This is a genomic window from Nonomuraea longicatena, assembly GCF_039525605.1.
Taxonomy (GTDB): domain Bacteria; phylum Actinomycetota; class Actinomycetes; order Streptosporangiales; family Streptosporangiaceae; genus Nonomuraea; species Nonomuraea longicatena.
The window spans coordinates 324,804-342,733 of record NZ_BAAAHQ010000004.1 but is presented as its reverse complement, the minus strand read 5'-3'; the positions used below and the strand labels follow the sequence as shown (position 1 = coordinate 342,733).

General features: G+C 70.2%; 14 protein-coding genes. 10 read left to right on the top strand and 4 right to left on the bottom strand.

What is annotated here, in order from left to right:
• Positions 1-217: 217 nt before the first annotated feature.
• From ABD120_RS06890 to ABD120_RS06850, 9 genes are all read left to right on the top strand, one after another.
• Positions 218-511, top strand: coding sequence for a DUF5988 family protein (locus ABD120_RS06890; protein ID WP_343948854.1), 294 nt, complete (start codon positions 218-220; stop codon positions 509-511).
• A gap of 116 nt (positions 512-627) precedes the next feature.
• On the top strand, positions 628-5,907 hold the full coding sequence (locus tag ABD120_RS06885) for an SDR family NAD(P)-dependent oxidoreductase (RefSeq protein WP_343948853.1): 5,280 nt from the start codon (positions 628-630) through the stop codon (positions 5,905-5,907).
• The gene (locus ABD120_RS06880) at positions 5,904-6,857 is read left to right on the top strand and encodes a spirocyclase AveC family protein (protein ID WP_343948852.1); all 954 of its coding nucleotides are present in this window, start codon (positions 5,904-5,906) and stop codon (positions 6,855-6,857) included. Before ABD120_RS06885 ends, ABD120_RS06880 begins: the two co-directional genes overlap by 4 nt.
• Positions 6,854-8,305, top strand: coding sequence for an NAD(P)/FAD-dependent oxidoreductase (locus ABD120_RS06875; protein WP_343948851.1), 1,452 nt, complete (start codon positions 6,854-6,856; stop codon positions 8,303-8,305). The genes ABD120_RS06880 and ABD120_RS06875 overlap by 4 nt, the downstream gene beginning before the upstream one ends.
• 623 nt (positions 8,306-8,928) lie before the next feature.
• Entirely contained in the window at positions 8,929-9,276 is a 348-nt protein-coding gene (locus ABD120_RS06870) for a metalloregulator ArsR/SmtB family transcription factor (RefSeq protein WP_343948850.1), read from the top strand.
• A 312-nt stretch (positions 9,277-9,588) separates the two neighbouring features.
• Positions 9,589-9,984 carry an ArsR/SmtB family transcription factor gene (locus ABD120_RS06865; protein ID WP_343948849.1) on the top strand — a complete coding sequence of 132 codons (396 nt, stop codon included), beginning with the start codon at positions 9,589-9,591 and terminating at the stop codon, positions 9,982-9,984.
• Positions 9,981-10,718 carry a cation efflux transmembrane domain-containing protein gene (locus ABD120_RS06860; protein WP_343948848.1) on the top strand — a complete coding sequence of 246 codons (738 nt, stop codon included), beginning with the start codon at positions 9,981-9,983 and terminating at the stop codon, positions 10,716-10,718. The genes ABD120_RS06865 and ABD120_RS06860 overlap by 4 nt, the downstream gene beginning before the upstream one ends.
• 665 nt (positions 10,719-11,383) lie before the next feature.
• Entirely contained in the window at positions 11,384-12,496 is a 1,113-nt protein-coding gene (locus ABD120_RS06855; RefSeq protein ID WP_343948847.1) for a proprotein convertase P-domain-containing protein, read from the top strand.
• Between the two features lie 346 nt (positions 12,497-12,842).
• A complete protein-coding gene (locus tag ABD120_RS06850; protein ID WP_343948846.1) occupies positions 12,843-13,049 on the top strand; it encodes a hypothetical protein in 207 nt (68 codons plus the stop codon).
• On the opposite strand, the gene ABD120_RS06845 is transcribed toward ABD120_RS06850, so the two are convergent.
• From ABD120_RS06845 to ABD120_RS06835, 3 genes are all read right to left on the bottom strand, one after another.
• A complete protein-coding gene (locus ABD120_RS06845; RefSeq protein ID WP_343948845.1) occupies positions 12,999-14,429 on the bottom strand; it encodes a serine hydrolase domain-containing protein in 1,431 nt (476 codons plus the stop codon). The two genes, ABD120_RS06850 and ABD120_RS06845, sit on opposite strands and share 51 nt — an antisense overlap.
• A gap of 76 nt (positions 14,430-14,505) precedes the next feature.
• On the bottom strand, positions 14,506-15,168 hold the full coding sequence (locus ABD120_RS06840) for a response regulator (protein ID WP_343948844.1): 663 nt from the start codon (positions 15,166-15,168) through the stop codon (positions 14,506-14,508).
• Positions 15,165-16,286, bottom strand: coding sequence for a sensor histidine kinase (locus ABD120_RS06835; protein WP_343948843.1), 1,122 nt, complete (start codon positions 16,284-16,286; stop codon positions 15,165-15,167). Before ABD120_RS06835 ends, ABD120_RS06840 begins: the two co-directional genes overlap by 4 nt.
• A gap of 67 nt (positions 16,287-16,353) precedes the next feature.
• On the opposite strand from ABD120_RS06835, the gene ABD120_RS06830 reads away from it, so the two are divergent.
• Positions 16,354-16,950, top strand: a complete 597-nt coding sequence (locus ABD120_RS06830) for a hypothetical protein (protein ID WP_343948841.1) — start codon at positions 16,354-16,356, stop codon at positions 16,948-16,950.
• A gap of 35 nt (positions 16,951-16,985) precedes the next feature.
• Here the strand turns inward: ABD120_RS06830 and ABD120_RS06825 are convergent, their stop codons facing one another.
• Positions 16,986-17,924 carry a serine/threonine-protein kinase gene (locus ABD120_RS06825; RefSeq protein WP_343948840.1) on the bottom strand — a complete coding sequence of 313 codons (939 nt, stop codon included), beginning with the start codon at positions 17,922-17,924 and terminating at the stop codon, positions 16,986-16,988.
• Positions 17,925-17,930: the final 6 nt, after the last annotated feature.

Sequence of the window (17,930 nt, the reverse complement as noted above, 5' to 3'; positions counted from 1 at the left end):
CTCCCCTTTCTTGTGAAAATATGCATAATTCCACCTATCGACACAGCCACCAAAGGCTTGCCTTTCTGTGAGCTGACCACCGCCAGAAAGACACACATTTTCTCACCGAATAAGAGTAGTACAGGAAAGGTGAATTAATCGCCGACTGAGTTAATTTGATCGTCACCACAAAAGATCTCAGCCCGGCGGATAATCCACAGGAAGCCCTTACATGTAGGTGCAGAGCTCTTCGTGGGGAAGGGCTTCATCATTTCATGGCAAGAGGCGAGGAGATTGGAGAGGAACGGTGGCCGAGGAGCCAGCGGACCTCGTGCGTGCCCTGTTGCAGGGCGGACCTGACAGCCTTTCGCGCGCCGACCGGCAACGCCGCGTTGCCGCCGACGAGCCCGAGGTGAAGATCCCGCGAGGCCACTGCACCGAGCATTTCCGCAGAACCGTGGAGATCGCCCGCATCGGTGAGCGCGAGTATCGGATCTACCGCTGGTCGTACCGCACCTACGTGGCGGAGTAGCCCCCGACCAGGCAGGTGGGATCAACACCTTCGGCCGTGCCGAACCCATTCCGACCGCACCCGATAAGCGGCCGTGTCGTTACGGGATCAACCAACAAACAGCCAGGAGATCAGTCGTGTCTGCGTCAAATTCCGAGCCAATAGCGATTATCGGAATCGGCTGCCGATTCCCTGGAAAGGTGGATACACCGTCCGGACTGTGGGATCTGGTGGCCGAGGGCCGCCAGACGGTCGGGCCGGTGCCTCCCGGCCGCTGGGACAGCGCGCGGCTGGCGACCGTACACGACCCTGACATGGTGTCGCGCGCCGGTCGCGGCTGCTTCCTGGACGGGGACGTGTGGGCGTGGGACCCTGCGGCGCTGTCGGTGGCGCCGGCCGAGCAGGATGCGATCGACCCGCAGTTCCGGCTGGTCACGGAGGTGGCGTGGGAGGCCGTCGAGCACGCGGGCATCCCGATCGACCGGCTGCGCGGGTCCAGGACGGGCGTCTACATCGGCACGTACGCCCCCGACAACCTCTTCCGCCAGGCCCGGCCCATCGAGGACGCACCCGACAGCCTCTACCTGTTCGGCAACTTCACCGCCGGTGCCGCCGGAAGGACGGCGTTCGCGCTGGACCTGCGCGGTCCGGTGATGGTGGTCAGCACCCACTGTTCCTCGGGACTGGTTGCGGTCGACACCGCCTGCACGGCGCTGGCCACGGACGGGTGCGACACCGCGCTGGCCGGTGGGGTCATGTTGATGCTGTCGCCGCTCACCCAGTATCTGGAGGCTCCCTGGCTGCTGTCGCAGCGCGGCGGTTGTTTCGCCTTCGACGAGCGCGCGGACGGATACGTGCGGGGCGAGGGCGCCGGGATGCTGCTGCTGAAGCGGCTCGCGGACGCGCGGCGGGACGGTGACCGGGTGCTGGCGGTGATCCGGGGCTCGGCGGTGAACAACGACGGGCAGTCGTCGCGGCTGACCGCGCCCTCGACGGTGACGCAGCAGGAGCTGTTCCGGACGGCACTGGCACGAGGTGGCGTGGATCCGGCGGGCGTCGGCCTCGTGGAGGCGCACGGGCCTGGCACCGCGGTGGGCGACCCGGTGGAGTACACCTCGATCAACGCCGTGTACGGGCGCGGGCGCGGCCGGTGCGCGCTGGGGTCGGTGAAGACCAACATCGGCCACTGCGAGCCGGTCTCCGGGGTCGCCGGCACCATCAAGGCCGTCCAGGCGCTGCGGCACGGCGTGATCCCGCCCAACCTCAACTTCCGCACCTGGAACCCCGCGATCCCCCTGGACGCCGACTCGCGGCTGTTCGTCCCCACCGAGCTGACACCGTGGCCGGTGGAAGACGGACCCCGGCAGGCCGCCGTCTGCTCCTACGGCGTCACCGGGACCAACGCCCACCTGGTCCTGGAACAGGCTCCGAGCGGACGCGCCAAGCCGCAGGCTCCGAACCGGCACGCCAAGCCGTCCGTTCTGGGTGAAGACCGGGCAGAAGCCAAGCCGTCCTCCCGCCAGTCCCCGGCGGCACGGCAGACCAGGCTTTTCCCGCTGTCGGCCGCATCGACGGCGGCGCTGCGCCAGTCTGCGGCCCGGCTCGCCGAACGGCTGACCGAGCCCGACACCCCGGACCTCGCCGATATGGCGCACACCCTCTCCGTGCGGCGTCAGCACGCGCCGTTCCGGCTGGGCGCGGTGGCTTCCACCGCGCGTGAACTCGCCGACCGGCTCCACGGCTTCGCCGACCAAGGCGAAGCGGACGGCCTGGTCCACGGCACACCGGTGCTGTCGGAACAACATCCCGGCCCGGTGTTCGTCTTCACCGGCCAGGGCTCCCAGTGGCCCGGAATGTGCCGCACTCTGCTGGCAGACGAGCCGGTGTTCGCCGACGTGATCGACGATCTCGAACCGCTGATCGCGGCGGAGTCCGGGTTCTCGCTGCGCGCCGTACTCACCGAGCCCGGCCAGGCGACCGGGGTGGGACGGATCCAGCCGGTCCTGTTCGCGGTCCAGGTGGCGCTCGCGGCCCTGTGGCGGTCCTGGGGCGTGCGCCCGGCGGCGGTGATCGGCCATTCCATGGGGGAGGTGGCCGCCGCCGTGGTCGCCGGGGCACTCTCCCCGGCGGACGGCGTCGCGGTGATCTGCCGCCGTTCCGCGCTGCTGGCCGAGGTCACCGGTGGCGCGATGGCCTCGGTGCTGCTGCCCGCAGCCGACGTCGAAGCCGACCTCGCCGAAGCAGGCGCCGACCGGGTGTCGGTCGCGGTGATGACCTCGGACGCCGCCACGGTGATCTCCGGAGATCCGGCGCAGCTCGCCGGGCTCCTCGAAACCTGGCACGGCCGGGAGGTGGCGGCCGCGCTCGTCGAGGTCGACGTCGCCTCGCACTCGCCGTACATGGACCCGATCCTGGACCGGCTGCGCGCCGCGCTGGCCGACCTGCGGCCACGCGAGCCGGAGATCGCCTTCTACTCCACCGTCACCGGCGACCCGCAGGAAGAACGGCTACTGGACGCCGGATACTGGGCGGACAATCTCCGCCAGATCGTACGGTTCGCCACCGCGACCGCAACCGCGCTGGACAACGGGCACCGGCTGTTCATCGAGTGCAGCCCGCACCCGCTGGCACTGCGGGCCGTCGCCGAGATCGCCCGCACCCGCCAGGTCGACGACGCCGTGACCGTGGCGAGCCTGCGCCGCGACACCGACTCCTTCCTCGAACACCTGGCCGCCGTCCACTGCGCCGGGTTCCCCGTCGACTGGACCTCCCGGTACGGCGAAGGCGAACTGGCCGAGTTGCCCGCCACCGCGTGGAACCGCGTACGGCACGGCGGAGACGACGAACCGTACCGGCTCATCGCCCCCCACCTCATCGGCGCCGAGCAGCATCCGCTGCTGGGCGGCCACGTGCAGGACCCCGACCGGCCCGAACGGCACTGGTGGCAAACCCCCGTCTCCCCGCACCGGCTGCCGTGGCTGGGCGACCACCGGGTCGCCGGGGTGCCGGTGATGGCCGGGACCGGTATCGCCGAGATGATGCTCTCGGCCGGCCGCCAAGCCCTCGGCTGCGACCGGATCGCGCTGAGCGATCTCACCCTGCGCAGCCCGCTGGTGCTCGACCCCGAACCCACCGTCAGCACCCGCGTCACCGTCGCCGAGGACGCCACCGCCGAGGTGGAGATCCTCTCGGCCACCGACCACGGCCCCCAGGTCCACGCCCGCGCCACCCTGCGGCGCCTGGAGGACCCGCCTCCACCGGCGACGCCCGATCAGGTCACCGACGACTGGACGGAAGCCCTGCCCTCGGACCTGTACCGGCATTTCCGCGACCGGCACGACATCCGCCACGGTCGCGCCTTCGCCGGTCTCGAACGCATCCGGATCGACCCGTCCGACGACACGGCCGTCTCCACGCTGCGACTGGACGACAGCGCACGGGCCTCCGCGTGGATGATGACCCTGCACCCGGCACTCACCGACGAACTCGTCCAGACCGTCGTGTCCGTGTGGCTCGACCACTACGCCACCAGCCCCGGCCCGGTCGTCGTCGCCGGATTCGAGGAGATCCGCGTCCACGGGCCCACCGCGCACGCCCGCCAGGCCCGCGTACTGCTGCACGAGGCCGACGACCTGACCAGCCTGTCCTCCGGCGTCCTGGCCACCGCCGACGGCACCGTGGTGGCCGAGATCCGCGGGTTGCGCCTGAGCAACGTCACCCCGCCGGAGCAGCGGTACGCCGACCGGCTCTCCCACATCGCCTGGGTACCCACCGAGACGGACCGGGAGCCCGTGACGCCCACCGGCCCCTGGCTCGTCCTCACCGACAACGACGACACCTGGCCCCGGCGCCTGTCCGACGCACTCGCCGGCCGCACCACCAAGCTGCCCACCTCCGAAGAGGACTGGGACGCGTTGCTGGACTCCCGCCCTGCGGGCGTGGTGATGGCAATCGGTGGTACGCCCAAGGGCGACCCGCCCCTGGCGGCCAAGACTGCGGTGGCCCGCCTGAGCGGCCTCATCCGCCGCCTGTCCGCGCTGCCCCGGCCGCCCCGTCTGTGGGTCACCGTACAGACCGAGGCTCCCGCACGGGTCGCCGTACAGGCCGAGGGTCCTGCACCCGCGACGGCCGGACCGCGCGGAGTGATGCGGGTGGCCGCCTACGAGACCCCGCAGCTCACCCCCTCCTTCCTCGACTTCACCCCGGACACGGCCCTCACCGACGTGGCACAGGACCTCCTCGCTCCTCACCCCGTCTGTGAGATCTCCTGGCGGGACGGTGTCCGCCACCTTGCCCGGCTCCGTCCCGGCCCGCCCGACCAGCCTCCGGTGCCCGGGGCAGAGGTCCGCGCCGGCGCGGCCTACCTGGTCACCGGCGGGCTCACCGGCCTCGGCCTGGCCACCGCCCAATGGCTGGCCGCCGAGGGCGCGGCCCACCTGATCCTCGTCGGCCGCTCCGAGCCCACCCCCGAGACGGCGGCCGTCCTGTCCGCGCTGCGCGGCTCGAAGACCGAGGTCACCGTCGTACGCGGCGACATCGCCGACCCCGCCGTGGCCGCCCGCGCCGTGGCCGCAGCGGACCAGCACCCCCTGCGCGGTGTGATCCACTCAGCGGGCGTCGTCGAGGACGCCACCCTCGCAGGCGCCGACACCGAACTGCTGGACCGGGTCTGGCGCGGCAAAGCCGAAGGCGCCTGGGCGCTGCACCGCGCGACGGCCGGGCTGGAGCTGGACTTCTTCGTCCTGTACTCCTCCCTCGCCTCCCTGGTCGGCTCCCCCGGCCAGGCCATGTACGCCGCCGCCAACACCTTCCTGGACGACCTGGCCGACTGGCGCGCAGGGCAGGGCCTGCCCGCCACCGCCGTCCACTGGGGAGCCTGGAGCCAGACCGGCCGAGGCCGCCACCTCGCCGATCGCGGCTTCGTCATGATCTCCCCCGCCGACGGCACCGAAGCCCTCGGCCGCATCCTGCGGGCCGGGCACACCCGCCTCGCCTACTCACCCATCGACGTCCAGAAGTACACGGACGGCTACCCCGCCCTCGCCGCCTCCGAACTCCTCGCCGAAGTACGCGGCGACACCCCCGCCGACGACGACTCACCCGTCCTGCAAGAGGTGCTCGCCGCCCGCACCCAGACCCGCCGCAGAACACTGATCGAACAACACATCATCGACGTCGTCCGCGACATCCTCGGCGACACCTCCCAGCACATCGGCCCCGGCACCAGCCTGGTCATCCTCGGCCTGGACTCCCTCGGCGCCGTCCAACTCCAGGTCCGCCTCCAGAACGCCCTGAAAACCCCGATCGAACCCGGCGTCATCTGGGTCCGCCCCACCCCCGCCGGCCTCACCGAATGGATCATGAACCGAATGGGCCTCCTCACCACCGAAGACTCCACCCAGGAGGTGACGACATGAAGCCCGCCCCCGAGAACCCGACTACGACCTCCGACTACGACCTCCGGCGACGCTGGCTGATCCCCCCAGTCCTGTGGGCCGCGTTCGGGGCGCTGTGCGTCCTGTTCCAGGCATGGGTGTTCATCCGGTGGGCCGCCGACGGCAACCTGCGCGGCTACCCCTTCAGCGGCGAGGCCCCCGGCTACCTGAAGATCGGCACACGGGTGTTGGAGGGCGTCGCGATCATCGGCTGCATCCTCATGATCATCGCGTGCTGGCGCGAGAGCCGGGCTGCCGGACATATCACCCTATTCGCCGCCCTGCTTGCCGGATACTTCCTGGTCATCTGGACCGACCCGTACTCCGGCACGTTCATGCATACCGTCAGCGCGAACCTCATCGGGGTCAACTACCCGAGCTGGGGGCCGTATCTACCTGGCTGGCAGGGCCCCACCCCGCAAGCCCAGACCCTCCTGGAGGATCTCGGCTACCCCTGGGTCGTGCTCTGGATACTCATCGGTCTGGGCATCGCCCGGCTGCTGACCACCCGCCGTCCCCACTGGAGCCCGGCCCGTGTCGCAGTGGTCACAGCCGTGCTCGTGTTCCCCATCGACCTGGTCCTCGAACACGCGTACATGCGGTTCGGAGGCTATGGCTACCCTCGCGCGCTGCCCTATCTCACCCTCTTCGAAGGACAGTGGTACCAGCTGCCCCTCACCTCACCGATATGCATGACGTTCCTCGCGGTCATGCCCATCGTTCTGATGACGGTCTACGCCAGACCGGGGCACGAGGTCTGGCTCCTCGACGGGTCGCTGGACCTGCCCCGCCGCGCCCAGCCCTGGATCCGGCTGCTGGCCGGGATCGGCTTCGCCAACCTGTGCATGCTGAGCCTCCAACTGGTCATGCTGGCAGCCGCGTCAATCAGCTACCCCATCGACCTGCCGCCCTGGTACGAGCGGCCGACATGAGCGCGCGATCCGGCCGTCACGGACACGCGGTGGTGATCGGCGCGGGCGTCGCAGGACTTGCCACCGCTCAGGTCCTGACCGACCACTTCGAGCAGGTCACCGTCGTCGAACGCGACCGCCTGACCGCCGACGCCCGTCCTCGGCCCGGCGTCCCGCAGGGCCGCCACGCGCACGCACTCGCCGCCCGTGGCCGGATCCTGCTTGAGGACCTGTTCCCCGGCCTCGGCTCCGAACTGCAGCGGGCGGGCGCCCTCCCAGCGGACTTCTGCCGCCAGGCGCGCCACCACTGGCCCGCAGGCGTACCCGAGCCGACGGCCTCGCCGGTCGTCATCCAGCCGGTCAGCCGCCCGCTGCTGGAGCTCACGCTGCGTGAGCACCTCGCCGCTCTGGCGGAGGTACACGTCATCGACGGGTGCGCGGTCACCGGGCTGGTGGGCAGGCCCGGTGAAATCACCGGGGTATGTGTCACTCAGCGCAAAGGCGTCGGACCCCGACGGGAGCAGGTTGATTCTCCGTCCGGGCTTGTGCGGGCTGACCTGGTCGTCGACGCAAGCGGGCGCTCCTCCCACCTACCCGGCTGGCTGACCGACCTCGGACTGCCCGCGCCGACCGAACTCACCACCGACGCGAGGGTGGGTTACGCCAGCCGCGCCTACCACGCCGATCCGAGCCGACTGCCGAACTGGCGGGCGCTGTTCGAGACCCCGCGCGCCCCCGGCCGCACCCGAGGCTGCTTCGCCCTGCTGATCGAAGACCGGCGTCTGCTCATCACCCTGCAGGGCGTGGCGGGCGATCATCCGCCTTATGACGAGGACGGCTTCGGCGCCTTCATGACCTCCCTGGACAGCGACCTCGCCGAAGTCGTGGCCGATCTGCGCCCGGCCTCCGGCATCCACCGCTACGCCCGCTCCACCACCCACAACCGCCTCTACCACCGGGTGCGACCCTGGCCGGACGGGCTGATCGTGCTCGGCGACGCCACAGTCACCTTCAACCCGCTGTACGCACAGGGCATGACAGTCGCCGCCATGGCCGCCCACACGCTACGCGACCTGCTCGATCGTCACCGGGACATCAGCCCGCGCCGCCTGACCGCCGCCTACCAACGGCGGCTGGCCCGAGCCACCGCCTGGCCGTGGCAGATGTCGGTCCTGGCCGACCGCGCCTGGACCGAGCCCACACTCCCGGTACGCGCGGCGGTCGCCTACCTGGGCACCTGCCAGGACCTGGCCGTCGAAGACACGGCGATGTTCGTCGACCTGGCGCGGGTCACCAACCTTCTCGCCCGCCCCGCCGTGCTCCTACGGCCCCGACACCTGGTCCAAGCGCTGCGTCACCGTCGCGCCAGGGCCATGCCGGGCCAGTACGGCAGTGCGCCGGGCACCGATCCCCGGCATCTGCCTCTCCTCCAGCGACCTGCCGGACGCCAGGAACGTGACCACCCGTGAGAGAGACTCCTGCCATCGCCGCGACCATCGCAGATTCATCCGGCCCGCCTTTCGCCATACGCGGCTGTCCGGCTATGCCCAGGTGATGACCGGAGAAATCGCCCACCGAGAAGAATCCGAAGGCGCTGGCAGCACGTCCCGCGCCGAGCGGCGGGTGACGCCGGCCGGCGCGAGCGCGTCGACGGGGTGCTGCTGGCCACCGTTACCGTCCGGACGCGCTGCCCGCCCGTGGCGCACTCGGCACCCGCCTGCACTCCCACGTCGAGAGCGGACGCGTCCGCCTGCTCACCGGATTCTTCACCCACACCGTGGAGCAGGTGGGCGACGAGATCACGGTGATCAGCCGCGACCCGTCCGGCCACGAGCAGACCGTCACCGCCGACCGGGTCGTGGCCACCACCGGCTGCCGCCCACGAGGTACGGCTGGACCTGCCCGAGACCGGCGTGTGCTCCCCGTCATTGGCCGAGGCGCAGGAGCAGCGGGTCGGCCTGGCCACCGGCATCAGCGGCGGCCTGCCGAGCACCCCGCTCCCGCTCGTCGGTGTGCCGGCGAGCGCCGAAGGCGACTGCTGCGGCTGACGCGCCTAGAATTTCGACATGCGTCAAAGTAGAAGGGGTCCCGGATGACCGCCGCGACGGTCCTGTGCTGCGCGCCGATCGCCCGCGAGCCGATCTCCGAGAGCGACGCGGTCGAGGCGGCGGCGCTGCTGAAGGCAGTCGCCGACCCCGTCCGGCTGCGCCTGCTGTCCATGATCGGCTCCCATGCCGGCGGCGAGGTCTGTGTGTGCGACCTGACCGGCGACTTCGACCTGACCGCCCCCACCATCAGCCACCACCTGAAGATCCTGCGCACCGCCGGGCTGATCGGCGGCGAACGGCGCGGCACCTGGGTCTACTACCGGATCGTTCCCGAGACGGTGAACAAGCTCGGCGCCCTGTTCACGCCGTCGGCCGCTCCGGCCGGAGGCTGATCCTCCTCGCGGGCGGCTACGCGAGCTCGTCGACCAGCTTCTCCACCCGGGCGCGGATCCTCCGTACTACCTCGATGCCGCGTCCGGCGGGGTCGTCGAAGGTCGTAGCGTTTGCCGGGGAAGATCGGGAAGGTGTCGCCGCAGCGGATCGGGCGCACACCCTCGACCGCCGCCGGCCCGATGTCCGCCATCATCGACCAGGATCTCCTTCGCTCCGGGACGTGGTGGAGTCGAACCCTGGCCTGCGAGAGCGTCCGAATGAAATGCCGCTCCCCTTGTCATGACATCGCTGTATCGAGCTATCATCGCTACATGGCGATCGATAATGACGGCGGTGTCTGTGTCAGCGCCGAGATCGCCGCCGGCATCCCCCCGGCGGCCGCGCTGTTCCACTCCCTGGCCGACGAGACCCGGCTGCGCATCGTGGCCCGGCTCGCTCGCGGCGAGGCCCGCGTGGTCGACCTGACCACCGAACTCGGGCTCGCCCAGTCCACCGTGTCCAAACACCTGGCCTGCCTGCGCGACTGCCACCTGGTCGGCTACCGCGCCGAAGGCCGTCAGTCCTTCTACTCCCTGACCCGGCCCGAGCTGATGGATCTCCTCGGCGCGGCCGAGCACCTGCTGGCCGCCACCGGACACACCGTCACCCTCCGCCCGGTCCGCGACAACGCGGGCATGGCGCTCACGCCCCGGCAGGCGGAGGCATGACCGCGCTCAACCTGCCGGCCCGGCGCACGCTGCTGCGGCGCCGCATCCGGCTGCTGGTCGTCGCCACCATCACCTACAACGTGATCGAAGCCGCCGTGGCCATCACCGCCGGCACCATCGCCTCCTCGGCCGCCCTCATCGGCTTCGGCCTCGACTCCGTCGTCGAGGTCGCCTCCGCCACCGCGGTCGCCTGGCAGTTCTCCGCCGCCGACCACGAAAGACGCGAACGCGCCGCGCTGCGCGTCATCGCGATCTCGTTCTTCGCCCTGGCCGCCTACGTCTCCTTCGACGCCGTACGCGCCCTGCTCGCCGGCGGCGAAGCCGAGCACTCCACCGCCGGACTGGTCCTGGCCGCCCTCAGCCTGATCGTCATGCCGTTCCTGTCGGCCGCCCAACGGCGCGCGGGCCGCGAACTCGGCTCGGCCTCCGCCGTCGCCGACTCCAAGCAGACCCTGCTGTGCACCTACCTGTCGGCCGTCCTCCTGGCCGGGCTGGCGCTGAACAGCCTGTTCGGCTGGTCCTGGGCCGACCCCGTCGCCGCCCTGGTCATCGCCGCCGTCGCCGTCAAAGAAGGCCGCGAAGCCTGGCGCGGCGACACCTGCTGCACCCCGGCCCGCCCGTCCGCGCCCTCCGGAGAGACCGACACCGCCCCTGAAGCACCCGCAGAGGCCGCCGTCACGCCCGGAACAGCCGACGACTGCTGCGCGGGCGGACGCGAGGTCAATCCGGCGTGAACGCGGCCCGCGAACGACGAAGGGCTCGGCCGCCTCGCGACGGCCGAGCCCTTCCACGGTTGCGTACCGGTGTGCGTGTCGCCTCTCGGCGAAAGGCACAACGCGGCTCCAGCCGAACGGTAGTCCGCGAAGGCGATAGGTGAGGCCCGGGGACACTGGGCACACCGGCCACGGCTGATGTAACCGCCAAGCGCCCGCCGATGTTCCCGCCCGGGAGATCGTGGGCGGCCGGGTCAGGTCCCGGCCACAATGCCGCCGCCGACGACCACGCCTGGAGAATCGCGAGAAGGACCGCCCTCACGCATGGGACGGCCCGGCATCGCCGCCGTCGCTCGGCACCCGACCCCGCCGATATCGGAAACTTTCCCCGAGAACAACAATGCTGCGCTCAGGAACATTCTCATCAGCTTTGAATCGGCCATTCGGTGAAGCCGGTTCGAAACGGGGCCTCCCACCGAAACGACAGATCGATTCACCGAAGGCCGGTGCTACCCTGTGATCCCGCAACGGCCTGGGATGACTCACACTTGACCGGCCATTGAAAACACGGAACCAGCGGCGCTGGTTTATCCGGCCCGCGGCCGGATCGGATTTGTGCGTCAGATTGATTCTGAGGTCACCGATCCGGGCGGCCGGAAAATGGACCACAATCACCAGGAGTTCGGATGAAGAATTTAGCGAAGCTGCTGATGCGACGCACCGCGATCGGCGCGGCAATGACATTGGCAGCGCTCACGAGCGGCCTGTCGGCTCCCACACCGGCAATGGCCGGCGCACCCACCGAGCACGTGAACTATCTTCGGGTTCGCGACACCAATGACTGTCTCGCCTACAACGGCACTGCGGTCTCCGTGCAGAGATGCGGCCCCGCCAACACCAAGTGGATCTTCGACAAGGCGACCAGCTCGGAATACCGCCTGCAAACGAACGACGGCAATTTCAAATGCCTGGAAGCCAGCTCCACCACCATCTACATGCGCGATTGCGATGCCTGGCGACCCGCCATGAAGTGGTTCATCGTCAGCCACGGGAACCAGACGTGGGCCCCGATCTCGAATCACGTGACCGGTAAGTACATCAACACCAACCATGCCGGCGGCGTCTACATGACCACCGGCCAGGGCGTCGAGCTGACGAACTGGGAGTGGGTGCCGGGCGACGGCCTTGAGGTGAGACACCAGGGCCTCCAGGCCAGCATGGTCGACAGGGCGATCTCGCCGGTGAACCACTCGACGATGAGCGGGCGGGCACCGTACACCTGGTCGGCGACCGGCCTTCCTCCTGGGCTGTCGATCAACGCCGAGACGGGCACGATCTCCGGGACACCGACCACCGCAGGGTCGTTCACGGCGCAGGTCACGGTGACCGACTCGGGCAGCCTGCCACGTTCAGGCAGGGCGTCGTACGGCTGGACGGTCGTCCCGGTCCCCGCACCCGGCTGCTCGGGGACGAACACCACCGCTAAGGCGATCCACGACTTCGAGCTCGTGGAGTCGTACATCCCCATCAAGGGCTGCGCGGGCAATGCCTCGGCGACGGCGGCGGTGGAGGTGCACATCACCCACCCCCGGATCGCGGATCTGGAGGTTTCGCTGGTGGCGGCAAGCGGCCGTACCATCTACCTGCACAACCGGACCGGCGGCTGGGCCAGCGACATTCACAAGACGTTCACGGAGAACCTGTCCTTCTCGCCTGCCGACGGAGTATGGAAACTGCGGGTGAAGGACTACACCGGCGGCAGCGTGGGCCAGATCGACAGCTGGTCGGTACGTCTCTAGACCAGCCGAACGCGCCGGGTTGATCGGTTGAGGACGGCAAACATCCCCGACGCGCGCGGAGTTCTTCGCGAGCTGAGAACGGGAGTATCCCGCGCGGGATACTCCCGTCACCGAGGAGTACGGCTCCGCGTGACGCAGGCGCCCTGAGACCGTCTTCGGGCGCCCGCCACCGATGAGTCGGGGGCGACGGCTCACACCTTTCTCTCAGCGTGAGCACGTAGAACGATGTCATGAACGGACACCCCGCCGCGAAAGTGCTGATCGTCGACGACGAGCCGAACATTCGCGAACTGTTGTCCGAGGCGCTGGAGCTGAACGGCTTCGCCGTACGGACCGCCTCGGACGGGTGGTCAGCAAGGCACAGATCCTCGACCGCGTGTCCGGCCTGCTCGACGACCTCGTGGCCGCCTACAAGCTGAATGAGAAGGCCGACGCCGCCAAGGCCGACGCCGAGGCGCAGACGCTGCGGACGTTCCTGCGGACTCGGACTGAGTCCCTGCGCTCAGACAAGGCGATCACCGGCGCGGCGGAAGAGCCACAGGCGGCGCCCTAGGGCGACCGCTCCGAGTACGCAGGAGGTGAGGCTGAAGAGCGCCAGCAGCGGCATCAGCCAGGCGGTGACGATCCAGTACTGGAGGTTGAGCGGCCCGCCCGGATCCCAGATCTGCGCCGGCAACACGGCGCCCAGCACCACCACCAGGGCGAGCGGCACCAGGCGCAGCACCAGCCACGGCCGGCGGGCCGCGCGGCGGCGTGCCGCCCAGCGGCGTGCTCGGACGATCGCCGTGACCAGCAACGCGGCCATCACCACCGTGAGCCCGAGCACGATCGCGTTCACGAGGGTCAGCGGGTTGCTCATCGGCGTCGCCGGCGTCCCGAGCCGTTCGGCGAGCAGGTTGGCGGTGAGCAGGCTCGGGTCGCCGCCGCTGTTGGTGAGGACGAGGGCGGCCACTCCCTTCTCAGGCGAGAAGACCATGTCCCCGGTCCACGTCGCCAGTGTTCCGCCGTGGGCGATCAGCGACGGCGGGGCGTCCGCCGGGACGGAGCGGGCCTGCCAGCCGAGGGCGTAGCCGTCCGCTTTCGGCTGGGCGGTGTGCAACTCGGCCAGCGAACGCGCACTCAGCAGGTCCGCGCCGAGGGTTCCCTGGTTGAACCGCAGCCACCGCACCATGTCGTCCAGGGTCGAGATCACCCCGCCGTTGCCGACGCACATCCCCGGCATCTCCGGTACGGCGACGGCGACCCCGAGCACGACCTCGTACCCGGACGGCAGGCCCTCGGCGCCGTCGGAGCACCCCGGCGTCGAACCGGTGCCGGTCATGCCCAGCGGCGTGAACAGCTCGGTGTGGAGGAAGGCGTCGAAGGACTTCCCCGACAGCACCTCGACGATCCGCGCGGCGATCGAGTAGTTGGTGTTGTGGTACTCCGCGCGGGTGCCCGGATCGGCGGCCAGGGTCTTGTCGGCCAGCTCGGCCACGATCTCCTGCGCGGCGCGCGGAGGAGGGAACACGTACTCGTTGTTCGTGCTGCCCGACAGCCCCGAGGTGTGGCTGAGCAGATGACGTACGGTCACCCCGGCGAACCGGGGATCGGCCATCCTGAAGTCGGGCAGCACCTTGACGACCGGGTCGTCCAGGGAGACACGGCCACGCTCGACCAGCAGCATGACCGCCGTGGCCGTCATCGACTTGCTCATCGACGCGATCCGGAACGGGGTGCGAGCCGTCACCGCGGCCCCGTTCCCGTCGCGGCCTGCGAGGATCGTCTCGACCGACGATCCGTCGATCACGGCGGCCGCGACACCCGGCGTGCCGTACACGGAGCGGTAGTCGTCGACCACCCGTTCGCCGCCGGCGTGGGCCGGTGCCGTCCAGGCGAGCAGGACGGCGGCGAACACACCGGCGAGGACGAAGAGGTGACGTGGGAAACACACGACGTCGAACCTAGGCAGGGCGTCACCGGGGGACATCACCCCAAGGGGTGAGACGGGACCACCCGGCAGGATGGAATCAGTCGGGCAGATCGCCGCGGCCCACGAGCCCGTTCTCGTAGGCGTGGATCACCGCGTGCACGCGGTCGCGCAGGTCCAGCTTCTGCAGTACGGCTCGGACGTGCGACTTCACCGTGTTCTCGCTCAGCACCAGGTCCGCGCAGATCTCGCTGTTGGACCTGCCTCGGGCGATCAGGCCGAAGATCTCCACCTCGCGCGGGGTGAGGCCGTCCAGTGCCGCCGTCCGCCGCACCGGCACCTGCCGTACGAGGTCGAGGATCGTCGCGGCCACCCCCGGGGCCAGCGCGGACGTCCCGGAGGCGACGTCACACACGGCCTGGGCCAGTGCGGCGGGCCGGATGTCCTTGGTCAGGTAGCCGCTCGCGCCGGCCCGGATGGCGGCCACGACCAGTTCGTCGCCGTCGAAGGTGGTCAGCATGAGCACCCGGGTCGCGGGTGCGATCCTGACGATCTCCGCCGTGGCGGCGACCCCGTCCATGCGCGGCATGCGGATGTCCATGAGCACCACGTCGAGGCGGTGCCGGCGGACGACCTCGATGGCGTCGCCGCCGTTCGAGACGTCGTGGGTGACCTCGATGCGCTCGTCGGCCGACAGCACCGTACGGAGCGAGGCCCGCAGCAGCTCCTGATCGTCGACGAGCATGACCCGGATCCCGGTCACGCCCCCTCCTTCGTGGGGAGCCGCGCCCGCAGCGCCCACCCGTCGTCCCCGTCGTCGATCGACAGGGTGCCGCCTGCGGTGCGGACACGTTCCTCGATCCCCATCAAACCGGTCCCCTGACCGCCGACGTCGCGTCGGGCCCTGCCGCCGTCGTCGCGCACCTCCACGACCACCTCGGCGGGGCTCCAGCGCAGCCGCACGGTCACCTCGACCGGTGGTTCGAGGTGGCGCAACGCGTTGGTGACGCCCTCCTGCACGGTACGGACCACCGCGACCTCGGCGCTCAGGCTCAGCGGCCGCCGTTCGCCCACCTCCGCGAGCGTCACCGTGTGGAGCGGGCTCGCGGCCGAGGCCACCAGGTCGGGGAGGACGGCGAGCGAGATGGGCCGGGCGTCGGCGCGCGGCGCCAGGGTGGCCAGCATCGCCCGCAGACCTTGGTGGGCGTCCCGGCCGGCCTCGGCGATGTCGCCGAGTTCACGGCGGGTCGCCGGATCCGCCGTCGTCACCGCCGCGGCCTCGATCCGCGCCACCATGACGGTGACCGTGTGGGCGATCACGTCGTGCAGGTCGCGGCGGATGCCGGCCCGTTCGTCCGCGACCGCCTCGGCCAGGCGTTCGCTCTCGGCTCGGCGGGCGGCCGCGCGCCTGCGGCGTACGAGCAGGGCCGCGAGCCACACGCCGCCGACCACGAGCATCAGCAGCCCGCCCTCGGCCAAGCGGGTCCAGACGGGGACGTCGGCGGGCAGCCGGGCCCACCCCACCAGTTCGTTGAGGACGACGCCGAGCACGGCGACGGCCAGCGCGGCCACCGAGGACCTGACCGAGACCCGGGTGGTCAGCCGCCACAACGTCAGGGGGAAGCACGCGGCCGAGGGCAACAGGGCCGGTGACCAGCCGGGGAAGGGCAGCGTCACCAGGACGAGCATGGCCAGCGCGCCGATCGCGTACCCCACCCAGGGGCGTCGCTCGGCCACGACCGCTCCCACGTGGAGCAGGACGGCGGCGCTCGCGGCGGCGAGGATCTGCCACAGGTCCGCGCCGAGGTACCGGGCTCCTACCAGGATGATCGCGGTCAGGAGGGCCAGGACCGGGTGCCAGACGCGCTGGGAGGCTGTCACGGTCGTCGCCTCCTGACGGGCTCGCGGCGGGGTGTGCCCAGGATAGTCAGGGTGTTGGATGGATCAAATGATCACCGAACCCCTCGAACGGCTCCGGGCGGCCACTCGCCGCATCCGCGAACTGGCCCTGCACCGGACGGAAACCGGCCTGACCCACCAGGACTCCGACGACGACGTCGGCACGATCGGCACGGACGGCGCGCTCGGGTACGACCCGTTCCCGCTGCTCGAAGCCCTCGATCGCAGCGGCGTGCGGGTCGCCGTGGTCGGACAGGTCGCCGGCATCATGCACGGCTCCACCGAGCTGACCGGCGATCTGGACCTGCTCTGGGACGGTTCCCCCGACCACGCCCCCGCCCTGGCGGCGGCCTTCGCCGCTGCCGGGGCCCGCTTCCTCGACGACGGGGGCTGGAGCGTCGCCCCCGAAGCCCTTCTCCGCCCGAAAGCGCCCTTCACCTCGCCCGTCGTGGGTGGCGACTGCTGCACCCCGGAACTGGCTTGGGGCGGCTTGCAGGTCCGGGACATCCTCGGCCGCGCGCTCACCGCGGTCGATGCGAGCGGCCTGCGGGTTCACTACGTCCGCCGGGACGACCTGGTCCTGATGCGCCGCGCACTGGGCCGCCCCAAGGACCTGCGGCGAGCCGACGAACTGGACCGGTCGTGACCTCGGACGATCGTGGCCTGCAGAGACGTCCCACGCTAGCGGAAGTCGCCCCAGGCGCTCCGTGATTCGGCCGCTGGGCCCGTGATGGTGGCGCGGCTCAGCGCGCGTGAGTAGAGCAGCAGCGGGCTCGGGAGCCTGTCGGTCATGTCGCCCAGGGGTTCAGCCCCGGAGAGGTACGGCATGAGCCGCTCATACACCTCGCGAACATTGTCAGGTCGATCGACCGGATCCTTCTCCACCATCGCCATCAGCAACTCATTCAGCCCACTCGGAATGTCGGGCCGGTGCTGTGCGGCCGGTACCGGGGTGGTCGTGACGTGCTGAGTCTTCACGCTGTGGTCGTTGGGCCCGGTGAACAACGGGTGACGGGTAGCCGTTTCGTAGAGCACACACCCCAGAGAGTAGATGTCGGCGTGTTCTGTACTGCGCTCGCCTTTGACCTGCTCGGGCGACATGTACGCGGCGGTTCCGAGCTGCTGCCCGGTCTGGGTCAGCGTGATCATGCCCACGTCATGCATGAACGCCAAACCGAAATCCAAGACCCGGACCGAACCGTCTCGACAGAGCATGAGATTGGCCGGCTTCAGATCCCGATGCAGAATGCGTTGCCGGTGAGCCGCCTCCAGGATCGCCGCGATCTGGGCACCGATAGACGCCACCCAGCCGACGGACAGCGGTGCGTGCTCGGCGATGACGTCATGCAGACCGATTCCCTCGATGAACTGCATGATCATGTAGTGGCGGCCGTCCGCGAATCCGAAGTCGTACAGGGCGGGAACACCCGGGTGAGCCAAGCTGGACAGCGCCTTGGCTTCCCGGGTGAACCGCTGGTGCAGCTCCACGTCCGGAAGAAGGACGAACTTGATCGCCACTCGCCGGCCGAGCGTGAGGTCGGCGGCGCCCCACACCTCGCCCATCCCGCCGCAGCCGAGCCGATACCGGTCAAGCCGATACCGGCCGAGAAAGTGGGACACAGAGCC

Excerpts from the sequence above, each read along its gene's own strand:
- ABD120_RS06860 (WP_343948848.1), top strand. The coding sequence starts at position 9,981 with ATGACCGCGCTCAACCTGCCGGCCCGGCGCACGCTGCTGCGGCGCCGC.
- ABD120_RS06865 (WP_343948849.1), top strand. The coding sequence starts at position 9,589 with ATGGCGATCGATAATGACGGCGGTGTCTGTGTCAGCGCCGAGATCGCC.
- ABD120_RS06880 (WP_343948852.1), top strand. The coding sequence starts at position 5,904 with ATGAAGCCCGCCCCCGAGAACCCGACTACGACCTCCGACTACGACCTC.
- ABD120_RS06830 (WP_343948841.1), top strand. The coding sequence starts at position 16,354 with ATGATCACCGAACCCCTCGAACGGCTCCGGGCGGCCACTCGCCGCATC.
- ABD120_RS06855 (WP_343948847.1), top strand. The coding sequence starts at position 11,384 with ATGAAGAATTTAGCGAAGCTGCTGATGCGACGCACCGCGATCGGCGCG.
- ABD120_RS06870 (WP_343948850.1), top strand. The coding sequence starts at position 8,929 with ATGACCGCCGCGACGGTCCTGTGCTGCGCGCCGATCGCCCGCGAGCCG.
- ABD120_RS06875 (WP_343948851.1), top strand. The coding sequence starts at position 6,854 with ATGAGCGCGCGATCCGGCCGTCACGGACACGCGGTGGTGATCGGCGCG.